We start from the raw sequence: 21,928 nt of genomic DNA, 5'->3' as shown, positions 1-21,928 counted from the left end.
GATCCTTGTGCGCCAGAATTTGTAGTAAATAGGAAGCCTAACCAATGGCTGAAGAATCAATTGTTTTGCCAGATGCTGCATCACAGTCACCTGCGGTTGATAAACGACCTGCCTTTGCTGTTGTAGAAGAGCTACGCGGCAAGTTTGGTGACTCTTTCCGCATACAAACCACGTTTGAAGACTTTCCAACGATCTGGGTTGAGCGTTCGCAGCTTCTGGATGTGCTGATGTTCCTGCGGACTTTACCGCGTCCCTATGTGATGCTGTTCGACCTTTCTGCCATGGATGAGCGTCTACGCAACCATCGTGAAGGGTTGCCGCCATCCGACTTTACCGTGTTTTATCACCTGTTGTCGCTGGAGCGCAACACTGATATTCGCGTTAAGGTGGCGCTGTCGATGAGTGACCTGAATATCCCAACGGCAACGCGAATCTGGCCAAATGCCAACTGGTATGAACGCGAAGTCTATGACATGTTCGGCATCAACTTTAGCGGTCATCCAATGTTGCGCCGCATCTTGCTGCCAACTTACTGGGAAGGCCATCCGCTGCGCAAAGACTATTCTGCGCGTGCCACGGAATACACGCCATATTATCTGGACAAGGCCAAGCAGGACTTTGAACAGGAGCAGCTGCGTTTTGTACCGGAAGACTGGGGCATGAAACGGGGCAACAAGGATGAGGACTTCATGTTCCTGAACCTTGGTCCAAACCATCCCTCTGCGCACGGTGCGTTCCGCGTGGTTCTTCAGCTTGACGGTGAAGAAATTGTCGATAGCGTACCCGATATTGGCTATCACCATCGTGGTGCTGAAAAAATGGGTGAGCGTCAAACCTGGCACTCCTACATTCCCTATACGGATCGCGTGGATTATCTAGGCGGCGTATCACAAAATATGCCTTACCTGATGTCCATTGAGCGTCTGGCAGGTATTACTGTTCCTGACCGCGCGCAAGTGATCCGCGTGATGCTGTCGGAATTTTTCCGCATCAATAACCACTTGCTGTTTATTGGTACTGCCATTCAGGATGCTGGGGGTATGACACCGGTATTCTATATGTTTACCGACCGCCAGAAAATTTATGATGTGATTGAGGCCATTACCGGTTTCCGTATGCATCCGGCATGGTTCCGTATTGGTGGTACAGCGGCAGACTTGCCAAACGGCTGGCAAAAGCTGGTGCGCGAATTCCTTGACTGGATGCCAAGCCGCCTGAAGGAGTACAAAAAGGCTGCGCTGGAAAACAGTGTGATGAAGGGACGTACCCGCAATGTGGCTCAGTATGATGCCAAGCAGGCATTGGCCTGGGGTGTAACTGGTACAGGCTTGCGTGCAACCGGTATTGACTTTGATGTGCGTAAAGCACGTCCATACAGTGGCTACGATAACTTTGATTTTGAAGTACCCGTGTTTTATCACGGTGATGCCTATGACCGCATCCTGGTGCATTACGAAGAAATCTGGCAGTCCATGCGTATTATTGAACAGTGTTTAAATAATATGCCGTCCGGTGCTCATAAAGCTGACCATCCGCTGGCCGTGCCACCACCAAAAGACAAAACCCTGCATGACATTGAAACCCTGATTACGCACTTCCTGAGCGTGTCATGGGGTCCGGTGATGCCAGCAGGCGAGTCCACGGTAATGGCAGAAGCAGTGAAGGGTGCAAGTACCTATTATCTGACGTCCGATAAATCAACCATGAGCTATCGTACCCGGATTCGTACACCGACGTTCCCGCACTTGCAACAAATTCCTTCTGTAATTAATGGCAGTTTGGTGTCCGACTTGATTATTTATCTGGCGACCATCGATATTGTAATGGCCGATGTGGATCGTTAAGGGGATAACGCCATCATGATGATTTTGACTGATAAAAAACCGCGCGTGAATGTTGAAGCCATTTTAAGTGCGCAAGAAATTCACGATATTGAACACCAGATTGCTCATTATCCTGATCCACGTGCGGCCTCTTTAGATGCCCTGAAAATTGTGCAAAAGCGCAATGGCTGGGTGGATGATGCACAGGTAGCTGCCATTGGCCAGATGCTGGGTATTCCAGCAGCTGATGTGGAAGGAGTAGCCACGTTCTATAACCGGATTTACCGTCGTCCGGTAGGCCGTAATGTTATTTTGCTGTGTGATTCCATTGCCTGCTTCTTGATGGGCGCTGAAACACTGGCTGAAGCATTTCAAAAGCACCTTGGAATCCAATACGGCCAAACCACGGCAGATGGCCGTTTTACCTTGTTACCCATTTGCTGTCTGGGCAATTGTGACAAGGGGCCAACCCTGATGATCAATGAAGACACGCATGGTCTGGTAGGTGTCAATGACATCGCTGCGTTACTGGAGCAATATGTATGACAACCCATGTAAATACAGAACCAAGACCCATTCACGGTAACGGTACCGCAGAAACCCACCCGTTGACCTGGCGGTTAAAGCATCATGAATTCTTGCACGATGTAGATACCTACGAGTCACTGGAAGGTTATGCAGGCATGAAAAAAGCCTTAAGCATGACGCCGGCTGAAGTACAGGAAGTGGTAAAGGCCGCAACGGTTAAAGGCCGTGGTGGTGCAGGCTTTCCGGCAGGCATCAAGTGGTCGCTGATGGCGCCCAATGATGGCGGCCCGCGTTACCTGATCTGTAATGCTGATGAAATGGAGCCAGGCACATTTAAAGATCGCCTGCTCATGGAAAAGCTGCCACACCAGCTGATTGAAGGCATGATCATTGCGGGCTATACGCTGGAAGCCACGCAAGGTTATATCTTTATTCGTGGTGAATACATTGAAGCGGCCCGCTATCTGAATGAAGCACTGGAACAGGTGCGTGCCAAGGGTTATCTGGGCAAAAACATTCTGGATACCGGCTGGAACTTTGAAATCCACGTGCATACTGGCGCTGGTCGTTATATTTGTGGTGAAGAAACCGCACTGATTAACTCGCTGGAAGGCCGTCGTGCCAATCCACGTACCAAGCCGCCATTTCCACAGGTGGCTGGTGCATGGGGCCGCCCAACGATTGTGAATAACGTCGAAACCTTTAATAACCTGCCAGCGATCCTGCTGCGTGGCCCAGAGTGGTACATCAATCTGTCTGCCCACAAGAGCAAAGACCCCGGCACCAAGATTTACGGGGTTTCCGGCAAGGTGCGTTTTCCGGGCTTGTGGGAGCTGCCATTTGGTACCACTGCTCGCGAAGTGATTGAAGAATATGCCGGGGGCATGCGTGAAGGCCTAAAACTTAAGGCATGGCTGCCCGGTGGTGCATCTACTGACTTTTTAACCACTGAGCATCTGGATCTGCCGATGGATGCCGACAGCATTATGAAAGCAGGTTCGCGTCTGGGTACTTGCCTGATCATGGTGGTGGATGAGACCCAGTGCATGGTATCACTCACCCGCAATCTGGAAGAATTCTTTGCGCGTGAATCCTGTGGCTGGTGTACGCCATGCCGTGATGGCTTGCCATGGAGTGTAAAAGCACTGTCTGCCATTGAACATGGTCGTGGCAAGATGGAAGACATTACTCATCTGGAACAGCTCACCAAGAATCTGTGGATTGGCAAGACCTTCTGCGCACATGCGCCCGGTGCCATGGAACCATTACAAAGCGCCCTAAAATATTTTCGCAGCGAGTTTGAAGCACTGATTCCCAAAGAAGCGGAATCTGTGGTTCAAATCAGCAACGCTCAGCAAGCTTAAGGAACCAGGCGATGGCTACAATACATGTCGATGGTAAAGATTATGAGGTTGATGGATCAGAAAACCTGTTGCAGGCTTGTCTGTCCCTTGGCCTTGATATTCCCTATTTTTGTTGGCATCCATCACTGGGTTCTGTAGGCTCATGCCGTCAGTGTGCAGTGAAACAATATGCCAATGCGGATGACAAGCGCGGACGTCTGGTGATGTCCTGCATGACACCTGCTGTCAATGATACCTATATTTCCATTGAAGATGATGAAGCACGGGCATTTCGCGAAACTATCGTGGAATATCTGATGACCAACCACCCGCATGACTGTCCGGTGTGTGAAGAAGGTGGGCACTGTCATTTGCAGGATATGACCGTAATGACTGGCCATGACCGCCGTCGTTATCGCTTTACCAAACGCACGCATCAGAATCAGGATCTGGGGCCATTTATTGCCCATGAAATGAACCGCTGTATTGCGTGTTATCGCTGTGTGCGCTATTACAAGGATTATGCAGGCGGTACAGATCTTGGCGTTTATGGCAACGCAGCACGGGTTTATTTTGGCCGTGAAAAAGATGGGGTACTGGAAAGCGAGTTCTCGGGCAATTTGGTAGAAGTTTGTCCAACCGGCGTATTCACCGATAAAACCCATTCTGAGCGTTACAACCGCAAATGGGATATGCAGTATGCACCCAGCATTTGTCAGGGCTGTTCATCAGGTTGCAATATTTCTCCGGGAGAGCGTTATGGCGAACTGCGCCGGATTGAAAACCGCTTTAATGGCTCGGTCAACCAGTATTTCCTGTGTGACAAGGGCCGCTTTGGTGCAGGCTATGTTAACCGCAAGGATCGTCCACGTCAGCCCCAGTTGCACATTGAAAACCGCACCTTAACGGTCAGTGTGGATGAAGCACTGGATCAGGCGATTGCCAGCTTAAAAGGCCAGAACGTGCTGGGTATTGGCTCACCACGTGCTAGTCTGGAAAGCAATTTCGCCTTGCGTGAGCTGGTGGGCAATGACAATTTCTCTACCGGTATGACCCAGCAGGAGCAGCAGCTGGTTGAGCTAGCGGCTAGCCTGATGCAAACCGAAGGGATTTATAATCCGAACCTGCGTGAAGTGGAAGATTACGATGCCGTTCTGATTCTGGGTGAAGACCTGACGCAGACCGCGCCACGCATGGCACTATCAGTACGCCAGTCTGCCAAGAATAAAGGACTGGAAATGGCTGCCGAGCGTAAAACGCAAGGCTGGCTGGCGGAGCCGGTTGCCCGTATTGCACAGGATGCAAAGAGCCCGGTTTATATTTTAACGCCAGTTGCTACCCGCTTAAGCGATATTGCTGAAGGTGAAGTGGTTGCCTCACCAAACGATATTGCCCGCTTGGGTTTTGCCATTGCTGCAGCGATTAAAGCTGAAGCCATGAATGGTGATATTTCCGATGATGCCAAGGTATTTGCACTGGAAGTAGCACGTCAGCTCAAGCATGCTAAAAAACCATTGATCATTTCCGGCACCAGTTTGCTGGAACCTGCATTGATGGAAGCCGCTGCACAAATTGCCCTGAATCTGGGCAGTGTCGATGGAAAAAGCAAAGCAGGGTTAAGTCTGGTTGTTCCGGAAGTAAATTCCATGGGGCTGGCGCTGATGGGCGGTATGCCATTAGAAAAGGCTTTTGCGCAGAGCTATGATGCTGTGGTTGTGGTTGAAAATGATCTGTATCGTCGCCTGCCAGCGCAACAGATCAAGACTGCACTGGCAAAAACCCAGCAGATTATTGTGCTGGATCATCAGGAAACGCCAACCGTTAAGAAAGCCTCAATTGTATTGTCTGCCGCAAGCTTTGCTGAAGGTGATGGCACAGTGGTGAGTCAGGAAGGCCGTGCGCAACGTTACTTCCAGGTGTTTGATCCAGCTTATTACAACCCGGAAATCAGCATCAAGGAAAGCTGGCGCTGGCTACATGCTATCCATACAGGCATTCAGGGTAAACCTGTAAACTGGACAGTGCTGGATGATGTGATTGAAGCCGTTGCCAGTAAAGTGCCAGCACTTGAGGGCATTCTGGATGTTGCGCCAGATGCAGGCTATCGTGTGCATGGCTTAAAAATTGCCCGTGAACCACGCCGCTATTCTGGACGGACTGCCATGCGTGCGCCAATTTCTGTGCATGAGCCCAAGCAGCCAGTCGATGTGGATTCTGCACTGGCTTTCTCCATGGAAGGTTATGTTGGCCCGCAGGAATCATCTTCGCTGATTCCATTTGCCTGGGCGCCGGGCTGGAACTCACCTCAATCGTGGAACAAGTTTCAGGATGAAGTCGGTGGGCATCTAAAAGCCGGTGATCCGGGCGTGCGCCTGTTTGACCGTCTGCCAAAACGTCCGGCACGCAGTTTTGTGGCTCCAGCACCTTTACTGGACAATGACAGCACCTACCGTCTGGTTCCGGTTCATCATATTTTTGCCAGTGGCGAAATGACAGTGCGTACCCCGGTTATGCAGTCACGCATTCCAGAAGCCGCATTTAGTGTTAGCCGTGACGATGCTGCCCGCCTGAATGTTCAGCAGGGCCAGCGTGTTACTGTAAAAGCAGGTGACACCAGCATTAACCTGCCAGTCAACGTGGTGGACTATTTGCCATACGGCTATGTAGGTTATCCGGTTGGACTTGCGCCAGTAGTCAGCTTGACCGATTCAATAGCCATCAGCGTTGATGCTGCTGCGGTAGGAGTCTAACATGCGGATTGATCCTTCAATTCCATCATTTTTAAATGATTATATGACCACCAGTCAGTGGCAAACGACCTTTATGGTGGTGCAGGCCATTGTAATTTTACTGGTAGTCGTACTGTTTGCAGCGCTCATGAGTTTTATTGAGCGCCGTTTGCTGGCCTTATGGCAGGATCGTTATGGCCCTAACCGGGTTGGCCCCGGCGGGATATTCCAGATCGTTGCTGACATGCTGAAAATCATGTTCAAGGAAGACTGGACGCCCAAGTTTGCCGACAAGCTGACTTTCCGTCTGGCACCTGCAGTGGCAATGGGTACTGCCGTCCTGTCCTTTATGGTGATTCCAGTTAGCCCAACCCTAGGGGTGGCTGATCTGGACATTGGTCTACTGTTCTTCATGGCCATGGCTGGTATCGCGGTATATGCCGTTCTATTTGGCGGCTGGTCTTCCAACAACAAATACTCCTTGCTGGGTGGTCTGCGCTCCGCAGCCCAGACCATTTCGTATGAAGTGTTTTTGGGATTGTCGCTGATGGGTGTGGTGGCCATTGCTGGTTCATTCAACCTGCGTGACATCGTGGAATCGCAGCGTGATCTGTGGAACATTGTGCCGCAGTTTCTAGGGTTTTGTATTTTTGCGATTGCCGGTGTTGCGGTGACTCACCGTCATCCATTTGACCAGCCGGAAGCCGAGCAGGAACTGGCCGAGGGTTACCATATTGAATATGGTGGCATGAAGTGGGGCATGTTCTTCGTTGCCGAGTATGTCAACGTGGTGGTGATTTCCTCATTGATTGTTGTGCTGTTTTTTGGCGGCTGGCTGGCGCCTTTCAATATTGAAATTCCATTTGTTCCGCCGGTTTTCTGGTTTATTGTGAAAACCCTGTTCTTTGTCATGATGTTTGTATTGGCTCGTGGTTCCTTAATGCGTCCACGTTATGATCAGGTCATGAATTTTGGCTGGAAAGTTTGTCTGCCATTAACCCTGATTAATCTTTTGGTTACTGCTGCAGTCATTCTGCACAATTATTCCGCCTAAGGGAGCAAGGAGAGCAGTTATGACAAGTATTCTGGCTTCCTTTGGGAAGGTTGTTATTGGGGCAGGGACGATTGTCCGTAGCCTGTTTATGGTATTTACTCATGCTTTTCGCAAGCGTGATACCATTTTGTATCCGGAAGTACCGGCAGAACAGATCGTACCACCGCGTTACCGTGGCCGGATTATTCTGACCCGTGACCCGGATGGGGAAGAGCGCTGCGTGGCCTGTAACCTGTGTGCTGTTGCGTGTCCGGTAGGCTGTATTTCGCTGCAAAAAGCAGAAAAAGAAGATGGGCGCTGGTATCCTGAGTTTTTCCGCATTAATTTTTCACGCTGCATTTTTTGTGGTATGTGTGAAGAAGCTTGTCCGACCACAGCGATTCAGTTAACGCCGGATTTTGAAATGGGCGAATATGTGCGTCAGGATCTGGTGTATGAAAAAGAGCATTTGCTGATTTCAGGCCCTGGCAAATATCCTGATTATAACTTTTACCGGGTTGCCGGTATGGCAATTGACGGCAAACCCAAAGGGGCAGCAGAGCGCGAATCTGCACCTGTTGATACTCGGAGCCTACTGCCATGATGGAGTATTTAGCATGATCTGGCCATTTTACCTTATGGCCATTGTGGCCCTGTTGTCTACGATCCGGGTGGTAACCAATACCAATCCGGTTCATGCCTTGCTCAACCTGATTGTGTCATTGCTGGCAGTGGCGGGCATTTTCTTTATCGTGGGTGCGCCATTTGCAGGTGCGCTGGAAGTAATCGTGTATGCCGGCGCCATTATGGTGCTGTTCGTATTCGTGGTGATGATGCTTAATTTGGGCGCACAAACTACCCAGCAGGAAAAACTGTGGCTGAACTCATCGGCCTGGACTGTACCGGCCTTGCTGAGCTTTTTGCTGGGTCTGGCACTGGTATGGATGCTGTCTTCTGGCAATACTGCTGCGCACCCGGCAATTGGCACACATGGCGTTGGTCCAAAGCAGGTGGGTATTGCCCTGTTTGGCCCTTATCTGTTGTTGGTTGAAATTGCAGCCATGTTGCTTTTAGGGGCTTTAGTCGCCGCATTCCATTTGGGTAAGCGTGAACCTATAGTTGCAGAAGAAGATTCGATTAAAGAAGATTTCGTAAGAGATAGTGAGGTGCAACCATGATGGGAGCAATTCCACTGGAACATGGCCTGATTCTGGCAACACTGCTATTTGCGCTGGGATTATATGGCGTTATGGTGCGCCGTAACCTGATGTTTATGCTCATGAGTCTTGAAATCATGATGAATGCTGCGGCACTGGCTTTTGTGCTGGCAGGCAGTGTTTGGGGTCAGCCGGATGGGCAGGTGATGTTTATCCTGATCCTGACGTTGGCTGCAGCCGAGGCCTGTATTGGTCTGGCAATCGTGCTTCAATTTTATCATCGCTTCCAGCATCTGGATGTTGATGCAGCTAGTGAGATGCGCGGATGAACCTACTGTTTTTAACTTTCGTTTTTCCGCTACTGGGCTTTATTTTACTGGCCGGTCTGCGTGACCAGATTTCTGAAAAACTGGCAGCAATCATTGGTGTTGGTTCAATGGCGCTGTCTGCGCTAACTGCATTGTATGTGGCAGCCGATTACTTAGGCCAGGACACACAGGGTGCCTATTATCACCAGATTCTCTGGACATGGATGCACATTGGGAACTTTGCGCCCAGCTTTGGTTTGCAACTTGATGGCCTATCGCTGGTAATGCTAGGCATGATCACAGGCGTTGGTTTTTTCATCCACCTGTTTGCCTCATGGTACATGCGTGGGGAAGAAGGCTTTGCCCGCTTTTTCTCGTATTTCAACCTGTTTGTGGCCAGCATGCTGCTTCTGGTACTGGGTGATAACCTGCTGGTGATGTTCCTGGGCTGGGAAGGCGTGGGCTTGTGTTCCTATCTGTTGATTGGCTTTTACTTTAAAAATCCGGACAACGGCTTTGCAGCTATTAAGGCATTTACCGTAACCCGCGTGGGTGATGTTCTGCTGCTCATTGGCTTATTTATCCTATTTCAGCAATTTGGCACTTTAGACATTTATGAAATTGTTGTTCGTGCACCAGAAGTGCTGACCAGCGGTAGCCCAGCAGTGACTTGGGCTGCCCTGATGCTACTGGGTGGTGCCGTGGGTAAATCCGCACAGTTGCCACTACAAACCTGGCTGGCCGATGCAATGGCAGGTCCAACACCAGTATCTGCACTGATTCACGCGGCAACCATGGTTACCGCAGGTGTTTACCTGATTGCCCGGATGCATCCGGTATTCCAGCTTGCGCCAGATGTGCTGTATTTTGTTGGTGTCATTGGTGCTATTACCTTGCTGATGGCTGGTTTTGCAGCACTGGTACAAACAGACATTAAACGTGTTCTGGCATATTCAACCATGAGTCAGCTGGGCTATATGTTTTTGGCACTAGGGGCCGAAGCCTATCAGGCTGCTGTTTTCCATATGCTAACTCATGCGTTTTTCAAGGCTTTGCTGTTCCTGTCTTCAGGTGCGGTGATTATTGCCTGTCACCATGAACAAAATATTTTCAAAATGGGTGGCTTACGTAAAACTATTCCATTCGTGTATGTCTGCTTTCTGGTGGGTGGTGGTGCACTAGCGGCTTTACCATTTATCACTGTGGGCTTTTATTCCAAAGATGAAATCCTGTGGCAAGCCTGGGCAGCTGGTCATCCAGAATTATTCTGGGCTGGCGTTGTGGGTGCATTCCTGACGTCAATCTATACTTTCCGCCTGATCTGGCTGGTATTTCATGGTGAAGAAAAAACCCATGCGCACAAAATTGAAGGGGTTACCTACTGGTTACCACTGGGTGTGCTACTAGTATTGTCGACCTGCATTGGCGCACTACTACAGCATCCGGTAGGTCATGTACTCAATAATGTATTGCCAGAATTTGTGGTGAATGCAGCGGTGGCTCACGATAAGCATTTTGTTGAATATACCGCCATTGGGGTAGCTTTGCTGGGTCTGATCGTGGGTGCTGTGCTGTTTGCCTTTAACTATGCTTCGGTACAAAAAATGGCCAACACATCAGTGGGTGCCGGTATTGCGCATATCTGGCGTAATGCATGGGGCTTTGATGCGCTTTATCATTTAATATTTGTTAAACCGTACCTGATGATTGCGCGTTTGCTGGGGCGTGATCCAGTAGACCGCATTTGGGGCGTATTTCCAGTACTGGTGAGGGCAGGTAACAGTGTTACTACCAATCGCCAAACAGGATCATTGCGTGGTTATGCAGCAGCTATTGTGATCGGCGCGGTGATATTACTCATGATACTTATTGTGATTCAGGTACTGGGGAAATAAGATGCAGGAACTTTCAACTCCAAATAACTGGGTTCTCCCTGCACTAATCCTGATTCCCTTTATTGCAGGTTTTTTATGCTGGGTGTTTGAAAAGGTTAGTATTCGGGCACCACGCTGGATTGCCCTGATTGGCATGCTGGTAACACTGGGTCTGGCCATTCAATTATGGATGGCAGGGCATTATGCTGAAACCACTTCCATTGTAGTACAACCGGGCATTGCGCCCGTATGGCAGGCAGAATTTAACTTGGCATGGATTCCCATGCTGGGCATTAGCTTCCATCTGGCACTGGATGGGTTGTCACTGATGATGGTGGCCTTGACTGCCTTGCTGGGTGTTCTGGCTGTAGGCTGTTCTTGGGATGAAATTCAGAAAAATGTGGGCTTCTTCCATTTGAATCTGTTATGGAGTCTTGGCGGCGTTATTGGTGTGTTTCTGGCAATTGATATGTTCCTGTTCTTCTTCTTCTGGGAGATGATGCTGGTGCCGATCTATTTCCTGATTGCACTATGGGGACATTCTGGTTCAACTGGCCGTTCACGTGTTTATGCTGCAACCAAGTTCTTTATTTACACGCAAGCCTCTGGTCTGATCATGCTGGTGGGTATTTTAACTCTGGTGCTGATCCGCTTTACCCAGACCAATACCTTGTCATTTGACTATATGCACCTGCTAGGTACAACACTGCCGTATGGCTTTGAATTTGGCCTGATGTTGTGCTTCTTTATTGCGTTTGCAGTCAAGCTGCCAGTAGTGCCATTCCATGGCTGGTTACCGGATGCCCACGCTCAGGCACCCACGGCTGGTTCGGTAGACCTTGCTGGTATCCTGATTAAAACAGCAGCTTATGGCTTGCTGCGTTTTGTGCTACCCCTGTTTCCGCATGCGTCGGCTGATTTCGCCAACGTTGCGATTATTCTGGGTCTGATTGGCGTGTTCTATGGCGCATGGCTGGCCTTCCAGCAAACAGACATGAAACGTCTGCTGGCTTATACCAGCGTGTCGCACATGGGTTTTATACTGCTTGCCATTTATGCAGGCAACCTGATGACCCTGCAAGGTGTCATGATCATGATGCTGGCACACGGCCTGTCTTCTGCTGCGCTGTTTATTATGGCGGGTCAGATTTACGAGCGTCTGCATACCCGTGACTTGCGCCTGATGGGTGGCATGTGGGGACAGTTCCGTTACTTGCCATTTTTCCTGATGTTCTTTAGTGCTGCATTGATGGGCATTCCGGGTACAGGTAATTTTGTTGCAGAGTTCCTGATTCTGCTGGGTTCTTATGCGCGTTATCCAGCATTTACCATTCTGGCCACAGTGAGTCTGGTTTTTGCAGGACTGTATACCCTGATCATGATTCACAAAGCCATGTTTGGTCAGCCGCATGAGTCGCAGCAAAAACTGGCTCAACCATTTAAAGACTTGAATGCGCGTGAAATGACCATGCTACTGGTGATGGGCGTTGGCCTGTTATGGCTGGGGCTATTCCCGCAGGATGTACTCAATACGTCTCATTTAAGCATGCAATGGTTAAGTAACTCATATCATTACCCATTGTTTAATACGCCAAACATTAGTCCAATGAATAGCGTGGAGATGCAATAAGCCATGGATATGATTTCTACGCTAAAACCGCTGGCGCCACTTGCACCGGTTATTATTGTCAGCCTAACAGCCGTTTTGGTGATGCTACTGGTTGCCATCAAGCGCCAGCATGACCTTATTGCAACGGCAACCGTGATTGGCCTTAATGCGGCAGTAGCCTGTATTGTCTGGCAGGTATTTTTCCAGAATTCTGGCCCGCAAGCTGTAATGGGTTTATTCGTGGTTGATGGTTTTGCGCTATTTAATATGGCGCTAATCCTGATTGCTTCACTGGCGTGCTGTACGCTGGCGCATGCCTACATTGACAGCTATCAGCATAACCGTGAAGAGCTGTACCTGTTGCTGCTGATTGCTGTAGCAGGCGGCATGTTGATGACAGCCAGCAGCCACATGACCTCATTTTTTATGAGTCTTGAGCTACTGTCTATTCCAACTTATGGCTTATTGGCTTATACCCATGAACGCAGCAAGTCACTGGAATCCGGGATCAAGTATCTAGTGCTGTCAGCAACCGCTTCTGCGGCGTTACTAATGGGTATGGCTTTCCTGTATAGCTATACCGGCACCATGGATTTCCGTAATCTGGGTCAGATTCTGGGACAGGTGCTACATGAGCCAATCGTGGTGATGGGCTTTGGCCTGATCGTGATTGCCATTGCATTCAAGTTATCACTGGCACCATTTCATGGCTGGACACCTGATGTGTATCAGGGTGCGCCTGCACCAGCAGCAACTTTTCTGGCAACAGTCAGCAAAGTTGCCATGTTGGCCGTTGCAGTTCGCTTCTTACTGGTATCCAGTTCATTGGCAATGGAAGGGCTGCACACTGTTCTGGCTACAATTGCGGTGTTGTCGATTCTGGTGGGCAACCTGCTGGCAGTACGTCAGGTTAACTTAAAACGCCTGCTGGGTTATTCATCCATCGCGCATTTTGGCTATGTGCTGATTGCCATTATCTGTCTGGGTGTGTCATCCATTGCAACGGTCAGCATTTATCTGGTGACCTACGTACTTACCACCATTGGTGCGTTTGGTGCAGTTGCACTGATGTCCAGCCCTTATAGTGCAACTGAAGCAGAATCCATTGCTGATTATCGCGGCCTGTTCTGGCGTCGTCCGGTGCTCACGGCAGTGCTGACTGTCATGATGCTGTCATTGGCGGGTATTCCACTCACCGCAGGCTTTATTGGCAAGTTCTTTGTGGTAATGGCTGCGGTACAGAACATGAGCTGGTTCCTGGCTGCCATGATTATTCTGGGTAGTGCGATTGGTTTGTATTATTACCTGCGTGTGATGGTAGTGCTTTACATGACCCCACCAGATACACCACGCATTGATGCCCAGACCAATTGGGGTGTGAAAGCAGGCGGTATTATGGTACTGCTGACTTCACTGCTGGTGCTGGTGCTGGGTGTTTATCCGCAGCCACTGATCAAACTGGCGGCACTGGCTCAAATCGTGGTGATGCGCTAAGGCCAGCTGATTTACTGTCGGTTGATTTGTTGCCTAAAAATGCCTCAACGCTGTTGGGGCATTTTTCTTTTCGATGCTGGTTTTTTAATGCTGCTTTTTTATATTAAATCGCTTTTTGTATTATCATGCTGTTGTTTACCGCAGCCGTTCAGATTGATATGCCTATCCTAGAAATCCGTCATCCCCTGATTCGCCATAAAATTGGTTTAATGCGCCGTGCCGATATTAGCACCAAGAATTTCAGGGAGCTATCACAGGAAATAGCCTCTTTATTGACTTATGAAGCCACCAAAGACCTGATTCTGGAAAATGAGGTGATTGAAGGATGGGCAGGGCCAGTGAGCGTGGAACGTATTGCTGGCAAAAAAATTACTATTGTGCCGATTTTGCGGGCGGGTATTGGCATGCTGGAAGGCGTACTTAACCTGATTCCCAGTGCGAAGGTGAGCGTGCTTGGCCTTGAGCGTAATGAAGAAACACTGGAAGCCCGTAGCTATCTGGAAAAACTGGCGCCGGACATTCATGCACGTTTGGCGTTAATTATTGATCCCATGCTGGCTACTGGAAATTCACTGGTGGCAGCCATAGATTTATTGAAGCAGGCAGGGTGCAAAGAAATTCGCGTGATGGTTTTGGTTGCTGCACCAGAAGGAATTGCTAACCTGCAAGCGCATCATCCTGATGTGATGATTTATACGGCTTCTATTGATGAGTGTCTCAATGAAAAAGGCTATATCATTCCAGGTTTGGGTGATGCTGGCGACAAGATTTTTGGCACCATTCAAAAGAAAATTATTTTCAATAAACCTTAGCAATTCATTCTATGGCAAATTCATTCAACATGACTGACATTAGCATCATTAGGGCTGATTACAGCAACCCGACCCATGCCAGAGACTTGGTGCTATTAATGAATGAATATGCGCAAGACCCCATGGGTGGCAGTGAAGCGTTAAGTGAATTTTGCCAAGATAATCTGGTAGAAAAGCTGCAAAATTTTCCAACTGCTTATTCATGGCTAGCCTATTATCAGCATAAACCCGTTGGTCTGCTAAATGCATTTCTAGGTTTTTCTACCTTTAAATGCCAGCCCTTAATGAATATCCATGATGTGATTGTGCAACAACAGGCGCGCGGTTTGGGTATTTCGCGCCAGTTGTTTGAGGCAGCCGAAGCCCATGCTAGAACTTTGGATTGTTGCAAGATGACACTGGAAGTACTGAGCGGTAATGAACCCGCCAAGCAGGCTTACCGTGCATTTGGCTATAACAATTATCAATTGGATGAAAACACGGGTATTGCCGAGTTCTGGCAAAAATATCTGGACTGATTGCCCGATAATATTGAGTAATCAACTATTGGTTGTTTGCCCGGCAAAACTCCATAAATGCTTTTAGGCCGGGGCCTTTATATTTCTGGCGATGTACCAGCATAAATAACGGGCGTTTAAGTGTCCAGAATGGCGTATGTAGAATGACCAGTTGGCCTTCATTGGCTAAGGGTTCAATAGCCAGCCGTGACACACAAGCCACCCCAAGTCCGCCCGCCACTACTTTTAAAATGGCTTCATTATGACCGAGCGTCAGTCGCAGCTTGGCATTGGGCAGGTCTTTGAGCATCACATTGTCAAAAACTTCACGCGTGCCTGAGCCTTCTTCACGCAAAATCCAGTCAATTTGCTGAAAGTCGCTGAGATCCAGTGGCCGGTTGAGTTGAGCCAGCGGATGTTGCGGTGCACAGCATACTGCCAGTTCATCATCCCGCCATGGAAAAGCCTGCAATTGCGGTAAATGGCAGGAACCTTCAATCAGACCCAGATCAAGCTGGAACTGGCTCACTGCTTCGATAATCTGGCGTGTATTGCCAACCTGTAATTGAAGCTGCGCCTGCGGCTGAAACTTTAAAAAGTCTGCCATCAGGTCTGGCATCAGATAATCACTAATAGTTAAGGTGGCGCCAAGACGTAAATCAATGGTTTGCAGTTCACCTTGCGCAGCCTGCTCAAATGCTTCGCAACGGCCCAGAATTTCCAGCGCCTGCGGCAGCAAAAAACGGCCAAGGTCATTGAGCTGCAAGCGCTTGCCCAGTCGGTCAAACAGGGGAGCACCCAGCGCATCTTCAAGGTCAGCCAGTGCCATACTGGCCGCACTCTGGGTCAGACGTACTGCATCACTGGCACGGGTAACAGTGCCTTCCTGGGCAACGGCAACAAAGACAGCCAGTTGTCTTAACGTCATGCGCATCAAGTGTACCTTTTGTGACTTTTTTGGTTTGAAAATTAGGAACAGTATGAATACATGCTACCATTGCCGGGCAGTGTAGAGATATAAGTATGTACCGATGAATGAAGAAAAATTTACCCGCGAAACCGTCCTGAGTGTGCGGCGCTGGAGTGAGAATCTATTTAGCTTTACCCTGACCCGGCCTGCACATTTCCGCTTTAGCGCAGGACAGTTTGCCCGTATTGGTATTGAGATCAAGGGTGAAGACGTTGAGGATGAAAAAGTTTTTCGCGCCTATTCGGTGGTGTCCTCGCCGTTTGCCGAGCATCTGGAGTTTTTTTCTATTGTCGTGCCAGATGGTGCATTTACCTCACGCTTGCAGCATTTAAAAGCAGGGGACTCATTATTGCTGGAAAAAATTCCCTATGGATTTTTGACACTGGCACGTTACCAAAAACCTCTACCGCATGACTTGTGGTTGCTGGCTACCGGAACCGGACTGGCACCATTTTTATCCATGTTGCAGGACTTTGCCCCGTGGCAGCAATATCAGCACATTATCCTGGCCTATAGTGTGCGTACCCGTGATGAACTTGCCTATGTCGAAGACATTGAAAATATTGCCCAAAGTTTTGGTGAGGGTGGAGCACGTTTTAAATTTCTGCCGATTATCACGCGAGCAGATAATTCGGCAAGTGATCATGTTTTAGATCAATATATTTTACATCAACGCCTGCCGATACTGATTGAAAACGGCTTACTGGAACAGCAGGCAGGCTTGGCATTAAATCCTGCAACCAGTCATGTCATGCTGTGTGGAAACCCGCAAATGGTGGACGACACGCGTAATGCACTTAAAGCACGCGGCCTCAGCATGAACCGGCGTGGTGAGGGGAATATTGCGGTAGAAAATTACTGGTAAATTAAAATAATCGCGACAATTAAATTAATGATAGTGCATATCAAAAAAGTCGCGCATATCCTTGATAGTGGCCTGTAAATCCCAGGCCAGCCAAGCCGGTTCAAACACGGAAGAATAATAGGCGCGCTGTTCCTCACTCACCAGCACCCGGATCGGGCAATCCTCTTCGGTCAGGCGCCATGGAAAAATAGGCGCATCAGCTTCCAGCCGCGCTTCAAGATTACGCAGGTCAATAATCAGGGCGGAAATATATTCAGGAAAGGCCATTACTGAAAATTCGTCACTACGCCGCCTTAGGTATTCGAGGTCATACCAGTTTAATTGTGGTGCATCGCCTTCAAAGGCAATAATGCCAATTAAGTGACCATCTCTTGAGGTGTGCAGCCAGCATTGGTGCTTGAGCGAGGTAGGCAGGTCAAGCTGAACGGGTGTAACGGAGTAGGGCATCACAGCACTTAAACTGCTAAAAGAACGCGCAATTTTAAGTAAGTTTTGTTGACAAAGCAAAAAATAATACGCTATCTATACTGTCGACGGTTAAATGATCTAACCTGTAAAAGAATCCAGTAATAATTTTTAATGATAATTAGGGTATACGAGGTAATTCTATGACAACTTACGACGCTTCACAGCCGCCTTCCATAACACCAGTGGCTGACCATCCGCTTTCGCCACGCGGTCGTTTTGCCCGGCTGGCCTATCTGGCCTGGTATCTGGTGATTTCTTTGATCATTGGTGTTGTTGCAGTGCTGGGTATTGCCATTTTTGGTAATTCTGCCAGCTCTACTGATCCTTATGCAGGGATTGGAACAGCCAGTATTCTGGTTATGGCTGTAGCTTACATCATATTTTTTTACTACGCCTTTGTGCTCACTATTCGACGCCTGCATGATCTAAACCAGAGTGGCTGGCTGTCATTACTGATGCTGGTGCCACTGGTAAATGTGATTTTTATGCTGTATGTGACTTTTGCACCGGGTACACGTGGCAGTAATAATTTTGGCCCGCCACGTCCCAATAAAGGCTGGGAAGGTGTACTGGGCGTGATTTACATTATTCTGGCCGTACTGGGAATTGTTGGTTTGATTGTGATGATGACTATGCTGGGCGGCATGTCCGGTGATATGTCAAATCTGGCGAACATGGCAAAATATTAAAACCTTATCCTAAATTTTCAGCTTATTCAAAAAGCCAAAGCATTGTTTTGGCTTTTTTGTTTTAACCCAATGATGATGGCTAAATACAGTAATTGTGAAGATGAGAGCAATGGTAAAAAGCTTTAAATAATAGATGCAAGGCAATAAATGTTTAAAAAATAAAACTTAAATTTTAGATAGTAATAAAAACCCTACTTAGCTTGACAAAAACAGTATGAACGAAACAAAAGCGTTGTTTTTATATTTTGACGCTTTGCTAAGGTTATTTAGGGTCATCACTAAGTTGATTTCACAGCAAAAAACTTAAGTCATGACCTCGAAGATAAAGGGTATTGATGAGTAGCTCCCAATTGCACGCCAACCGCTGAAAACAAAATGCTGAATAATTCATTCGGACGTGCAGATGCAAGCTGCTGATTAATAAAAATGAATGACCGATATGATCAAGGGGTTAGTTATGGATAATTTCCAGAACTTCCAGCATACATATGGTGTTCAGCTAGAACCTATTCTCGGTGCCATCGCCTTGCTGCTTGTCGGCTGGGTTATTGCACTGCTAGCTGGCGCAGGTGTACGTAAGTTACTTTCAAAACTCAATGTCAATCGACATGTCAACAGCTCTACAGGGCACCATACCGATATTGAACATATTGCCGGGCGCGTGGTGTTCTGGTTCATCTTAATTATTGCGGTAATTGCCAGTTTTAACCTGTTGAACCTGCATGCCGTATCAGCGCCATTTTCCAATATGGTGAATGAAGTACTGCTATTTGTTCCACGTGTACTGTCTGCACTGGTTCTGGCTATACTGGGCTGGGTGCTGGCAACGCTGGCACGTGCCGGAATTACCCGGTTACTGGCACGCACTACACTGGATGAGCGCTTGAGTGCAGATGTGGGCGTACAACCCTTAAGCAATAACATTGGCCAGATTATTTACTGGTTAATCCTGCTGCTGTTTGTTCCAATGGTGCTGTCTGCACTGGGCTTAAATGGCCTGTTGCTGCCGGTACAGAACATGGTGAATGATTTGCTGTTGTTCCTGCCGAACCTGTTTGCCGCACTGGTGATTGGTTTTGTGGGTTACTTTGTGGCAAAAATTGTGCGCAACATTGTGGTAGGTCTGGTTTCTAGCCTGAATCTGCAATCTGCTGCTTCGCATGTTGGGGTTAAAAATACCACCAGCATTCCCAATATTGCCGGTTCGATTGTATTTGTCCTGATCCTGATTCCAACCCTGATTGCTGCCCTGGATGCCTTACAGATTGAGGCAATTTCCCAGCCTGCAATTCGTATGCTGGATCAGATCATGTATGCCATTCCCAATATTATTGCGGCGGCATTGATCCTGATTATCACGTATGCGGTCGCCAAGTTTGTGGCTGGTATTCTGGTTAACCTGATGGCAGGAACCGAACTGGATCGCCTGCCTGCCAAGCTGGACATGCAACGCTTTTTGGGTAGCACCAACCTGTCAGCCATCATTGGCAAGCTGCTGGTGTTTTTTGCCATGCTGTTTGCAGTGGCTGAAGCGGCGAACCGTCTGGGCTTTGATCAGGTCAGCAACCTGATTACAATCTTCATTGCCTTTGGTGCCAACATTCTGCTGGGCGTTGCCATTTTCATCATTGGTTTCTGGCTGGCCAACCTGATTGGCGATATTGTACAGCGTGGCCGTTACAACTATTCATTGTGGCTGGCCAACGTGGTACGTGTGCTGATTATTGGTCTGGTGCTGGCGATGGGCCTGCGTGCAATGGGCATTGCTGATTCGATTGTTAATCTGGCCTTTGGTCTGACGCTGGGTGCTGTTGCAGTTGCCTTTGCACTGGCCTTTGGTCTGGGCGGTCGCGAACCTGCGCAACGCCTGCTGGATGACATGCTGAACAAGGCAAAAGAAGAAGCCAAAAAGCCTTCACCACCAACTGCATCAGGCATGAGTAATGCAGATATGGAGGTGCCTTTGGCTACTGGTCTGGGTTCGCCTGTTGGTTCTTCTACAGCGTCTCCAATCATTAGTCCTTCGGAAACGACACCACCAGCAACCAGTACGGATAATGAGCTGATTCTACCGGATGACCCGGATGCTCCCATCAATCCACTGCGTTAAACCTGAGTACTAACTCACAAAAAAACCGCTGATTTCTCAGCGGTTTTTTAATGCAGGACAGATTATTTTTTACGGCTAATCCAGTAAATGATGATTTCGGCAATCAGTAAGTTAATTACCCAGCCCAGCCAGGCTTCCAGTTGATAAATCAGCTTTGGGCTTAGGCCATCAATATAGGGCGTTAGTTGATACAGTAGTAATTTCCACGAACGCAAGCTCAAGGCAGATATGGATAGTGCAAAGCTGCGGATCATCCAGTTACGGTGCTTGTACCAGCGCTTCTGGATGGCATATTTTAAAGCCAGAATCGTAGTGCCAATCCATAATATCCCTAAAATAACAAAGCATATCTGTGTTGCTAATCCGCCAGCCGCGTAAATAGCCATGACCAGACCACTGGGTGCTGCAAAGCCAAGTACTGCAATAATATATAACCAGCCCAACCGTCGGTGCCACAATGAAAAACGTTGCCTAAAAGCAGGCCAGAACTGGGTAAAACCAGCCAGTAAAATTAAACTGCTACAGGCGACATGAATTTTGAATGCCCATTGCCACGGTAGAAAATGCACCACATCCTGTTTTAGCGCCAAAAAACCTTGTGTATCCGACCAGGGAAAATAGCTGAGGCAAATTTTAACCATCAGCATGCAAAGCCAGATAAAAATGCCCAACAGAACAAAAATCATGATGTTGTAATATGTTTTAAGGTGGGCCATTTAAAAACTGAACAAGAATGAAAGTTTTTTATTTTGAACAAGCCTACTATTTTGTAAAGCGTTAAAGCAGAAAATTAATATGAGAATTGAAGTATGAAAAACCATAACAAGGCTAATCACAATCGCCATAACAATAGAGTTTATAGCCTTAGCCTGATGATACTTAGCCTGTTTGCCAGTTCACTTTATGCAGCAAGCACGACAAGTTTGAACCAGACCACATTAAATCAGCCCGCTTTAAATCAACCTGGTTTAAATCAATTTATTACCAGCTGGTCGGGTAGTTTTGATGCACGTCGTATTGGATTTTTTATTGAAAGTATCCAGCAGGGGCAGGTGAAGGGTTACAGTATTGTTGGCGCTAATAAGCAGGGTTTTGTAGGGACAATACAACCTGAAGGCTACAATAAACAGAACAACAAATACAAGATTATTGCGCGCGAAACCGGCAAGCCACAAAGCGCTGGTGTGTTTGAGTTGCATCTGGATTTGAGCAAGCCTAAGTCCATTGAAGGGTCATGGCAAGCCAACAAGGCAGGCATTAAACCCAAATTTTTTGAACTGGCGCCGCAGCAGTGTCGTTATCAAATCAATGCAGGTGAATTTCCAGAAGCCTCCAAGCGCCTACTCAAAGACAACGATTTGCAGATTAGCAAACAGGAACTGCAATACATGCGTAATGAAATTTATGCGCGCCACAATTACTCGTTTAGCAATAAAGTCATTGCCAGCCTGTTTAGTGATAAAGACTGGTATATCCCATGCAGTTTGAATGTTGAGCAGCAACTCAGCAACATTGAGCGTGAAAATATTAAGCGTATCAAGCTAATGGAGCCCTACGCTGAGAACGTGGAACTTGACTGGGGACGCTAATCTTTTAATTGTCCATCAGCGATTTAAAAA

20 protein-coding genes are annotated in these 21,928 nt (G+C 48.1%); 17 read left to right on the top strand and 3 right to left on the bottom strand.

Annotated features, from left to right (window positions below; genetic code table 11):
• Nucleotides 1-44 precede the first annotated feature (44 nt).
• From nuoC to Q337_RS0106825, 13 genes are all read left to right on the top strand, one after another.
• Complete coding sequence (gene nuoC / locus Q337_RS0106885) at nt 45-1,844, top strand: NADH-quinone oxidoreductase subunit C/D (RefSeq protein ID WP_026470977.1); 1,800 nt, start codon at nt 45-47, stop codon at nt 1,842-1,844.
• 15 nt (nt 1,845-1,859) lie between these two features.
• Nucleotides 1,860-2,369 carry an NADH-quinone oxidoreductase subunit NuoE gene (nuoE, locus tag Q337_RS0106880; protein WP_026470976.1) on the top strand — a complete coding sequence of 170 codons (510 nt, stop codon included), beginning with the start codon at nt 1,860-1,862 and terminating at the stop codon, nt 2,367-2,369.
• A complete protein-coding gene (gene nuoF, locus Q337_RS0106875) occupies nt 2,366-3,715 on the top strand; it encodes an NADH-quinone oxidoreductase subunit NuoF (RefSeq protein WP_034279246.1) in 1,350 nt (449 codons plus the stop codon). The genes nuoE and nuoF overlap by 4 nt, the downstream gene beginning before the upstream one ends.
• A gap of 11 nt (nt 3,716-3,726) precedes the next feature.
• A complete protein-coding gene (gene nuoG / locus Q337_RS0106870) occupies nt 3,727-6,444 on the top strand; it encodes an NADH-quinone oxidoreductase subunit NuoG (RefSeq protein WP_026470974.1) in 2,718 nt (905 codons plus the stop codon).
• 43 nt (nt 6,445-6,487) lie between these two features.
• Nucleotides 6,488-7,477, top strand: coding sequence for an NADH-quinone oxidoreductase subunit NuoH (nuoH, locus tag Q337_RS0106865; protein ID WP_026470973.1), 990 nt, complete (start codon nt 6,488-6,490; stop codon nt 7,475-7,477).
• A 19-nt stretch (nt 7,478-7,496) separates the two neighbouring features.
• A complete protein-coding gene (gene nuoI, locus Q337_RS0106860; RefSeq protein WP_034279245.1) occupies nt 7,497-8,060 on the top strand; it encodes an NADH-quinone oxidoreductase subunit NuoI in 564 nt (187 codons plus the stop codon).
• Nucleotides 8,061-8,073: 13 nt separating this feature from the next.
• Entirely contained in the window at nt 8,074-8,634 is a 561-nt protein-coding gene (nuoJ, locus tag Q337_RS0106855; RefSeq protein ID WP_026470971.1) for an NADH-quinone oxidoreductase subunit J, read from the top strand.
• Nucleotides 8,634-8,942 carry an NADH-quinone oxidoreductase subunit NuoK gene (gene nuoK, locus Q337_RS0106850; protein WP_026470970.1) on the top strand — a complete coding sequence of 103 codons (309 nt, stop codon included), beginning with the start codon at nt 8,634-8,636 and terminating at the stop codon, nt 8,940-8,942. The genes nuoJ and nuoK overlap by 1 nt, the downstream gene beginning before the upstream one ends.
• Complete coding sequence (gene nuoL, locus Q337_RS0106845; protein ID WP_026470969.1) at nt 8,939-10,816, top strand: NADH-quinone oxidoreductase subunit L; 1,878 nt, start codon at nt 8,939-8,941, stop codon at nt 10,814-10,816. The genes nuoK and nuoL overlap by 4 nt, the downstream gene beginning before the upstream one ends.
• Before the next feature lies 1 nt (nt 10,817).
• Nucleotides 10,818-12,425 (top strand): NADH-quinone oxidoreductase subunit M, encoded by a 1,608-nt coding sequence (gene nuoM / locus Q337_RS0106840; RefSeq protein WP_026470968.1) that lies wholly within the window; start codon nt 10,818-10,820, stop codon nt 12,423-12,425.
• Nucleotides 12,426-12,428: 3 nt separating this feature from the next.
• Nucleotides 12,429-13,898: an NADH-quinone oxidoreductase subunit NuoN gene (gene nuoN, locus Q337_RS0106835; RefSeq protein ID WP_026470967.1), complete on the top strand. Its 1,470-nt coding sequence runs from the start codon at nt 12,429-12,431 to the stop codon at nt 13,896-13,898.
• Nucleotides 13,899-14,056: 158 nt separating this feature from the next.
• Nucleotides 14,057-14,710, top strand: a complete 654-nt coding sequence (upp, locus tag Q337_RS0106830; RefSeq protein WP_026470966.1) for a uracil phosphoribosyltransferase — start codon at nt 14,057-14,059, stop codon at nt 14,708-14,710.
• An 11-nt stretch (nt 14,711-14,721) separates the two neighbouring features.
• Complete coding sequence (locus Q337_RS0106825) at nt 14,722-15,228, top strand: GNAT family N-acetyltransferase (RefSeq protein WP_084494741.1); 507 nt, start codon at nt 14,722-14,724, stop codon at nt 15,226-15,228.
• A 25-nt stretch (nt 15,229-15,253) separates the two neighbouring features.
• Here the strand turns inward: Q337_RS0106825 and gigC are convergent, their stop codons facing one another.
• Nucleotides 15,254-16,141 carry a LysR family transcriptional regulator GigC gene (gene gigC / locus Q337_RS0106820; RefSeq protein WP_026470964.1) on the bottom strand — a complete coding sequence of 296 codons (888 nt, stop codon included), beginning with the start codon at nt 16,139-16,141 and terminating at the stop codon, nt 15,254-15,256.
• Between the two features lie 97 nt (nt 16,142-16,238).
• Between gigC and Q337_RS0106815 the strand changes: the two genes are divergently transcribed.
• Complete coding sequence (locus Q337_RS0106815) at nt 16,239-17,042, top strand: ferredoxin--NADP reductase (RefSeq protein ID WP_026470963.1); 804 nt, start codon at nt 16,239-16,241, stop codon at nt 17,040-17,042.
• Between the two features lie 24 nt (nt 17,043-17,066).
• Here the strand turns inward: Q337_RS0106815 and Q337_RS0106810 are convergent, their stop codons facing one another.
• Entirely contained in the window at nt 17,067-17,489 is a 423-nt protein-coding gene (locus Q337_RS0106810; RefSeq protein WP_026470962.1) for a hypothetical protein, read from the bottom strand.
• Nucleotides 17,490-17,650: 161 nt separating this feature from the next.
• Between Q337_RS0106810 and Q337_RS17025 the strand changes: the two genes are divergently transcribed.
• Nucleotides 17,651-18,199, top strand: coding sequence for a DUF805 domain-containing protein (locus Q337_RS17025; RefSeq protein ID WP_051526632.1), 549 nt, complete (start codon nt 17,651-17,653; stop codon nt 18,197-18,199).
• A 457-nt stretch (nt 18,200-18,656) separates the two neighbouring features.
• Nucleotides 18,657-20,309, top strand: coding sequence for a mechanosensitive ion channel (locus Q337_RS17020; protein WP_051526631.1), 1,653 nt, complete (start codon nt 18,657-18,659; stop codon nt 20,307-20,309).
• 62 nt (nt 20,310-20,371) lie between these two features.
• Here Q337_RS17020 and Q337_RS0106795 read toward each other — a convergent pair whose 3' ends face one another.
• Nucleotides 20,372-20,995, bottom strand: coding sequence for a DUF2306 domain-containing protein (locus Q337_RS0106795; RefSeq protein ID WP_407636765.1), 624 nt, complete (start codon nt 20,993-20,995; stop codon nt 20,372-20,374).
• Between the two features lie 123 nt (nt 20,996-21,118).
• On the opposite strand from Q337_RS0106795, the gene Q337_RS0106790 reads away from it, so the two are divergent.
• Entirely contained in the window at nt 21,119-21,898 is a 780-nt protein-coding gene (locus Q337_RS0106790; RefSeq protein ID WP_084494740.1) for a YARHG domain-containing protein, read from the top strand.
• Nucleotides 21,899-21,928: the final 30 nt, after the last annotated feature.

The sequence above is a fragment of the Alkanindiges illinoisensis DSM 15370 genome, from assembly GCF_000619845.1.
Lineage (GTDB): Bacteria > Pseudomonadota > Gammaproteobacteria > Pseudomonadales > Moraxellaceae > Alkanindiges > Alkanindiges illinoisensis.
Note: the sequence above shows the minus strand (reverse complement) of the source record. Positions and strands in the feature narration are given on the sequence as shown.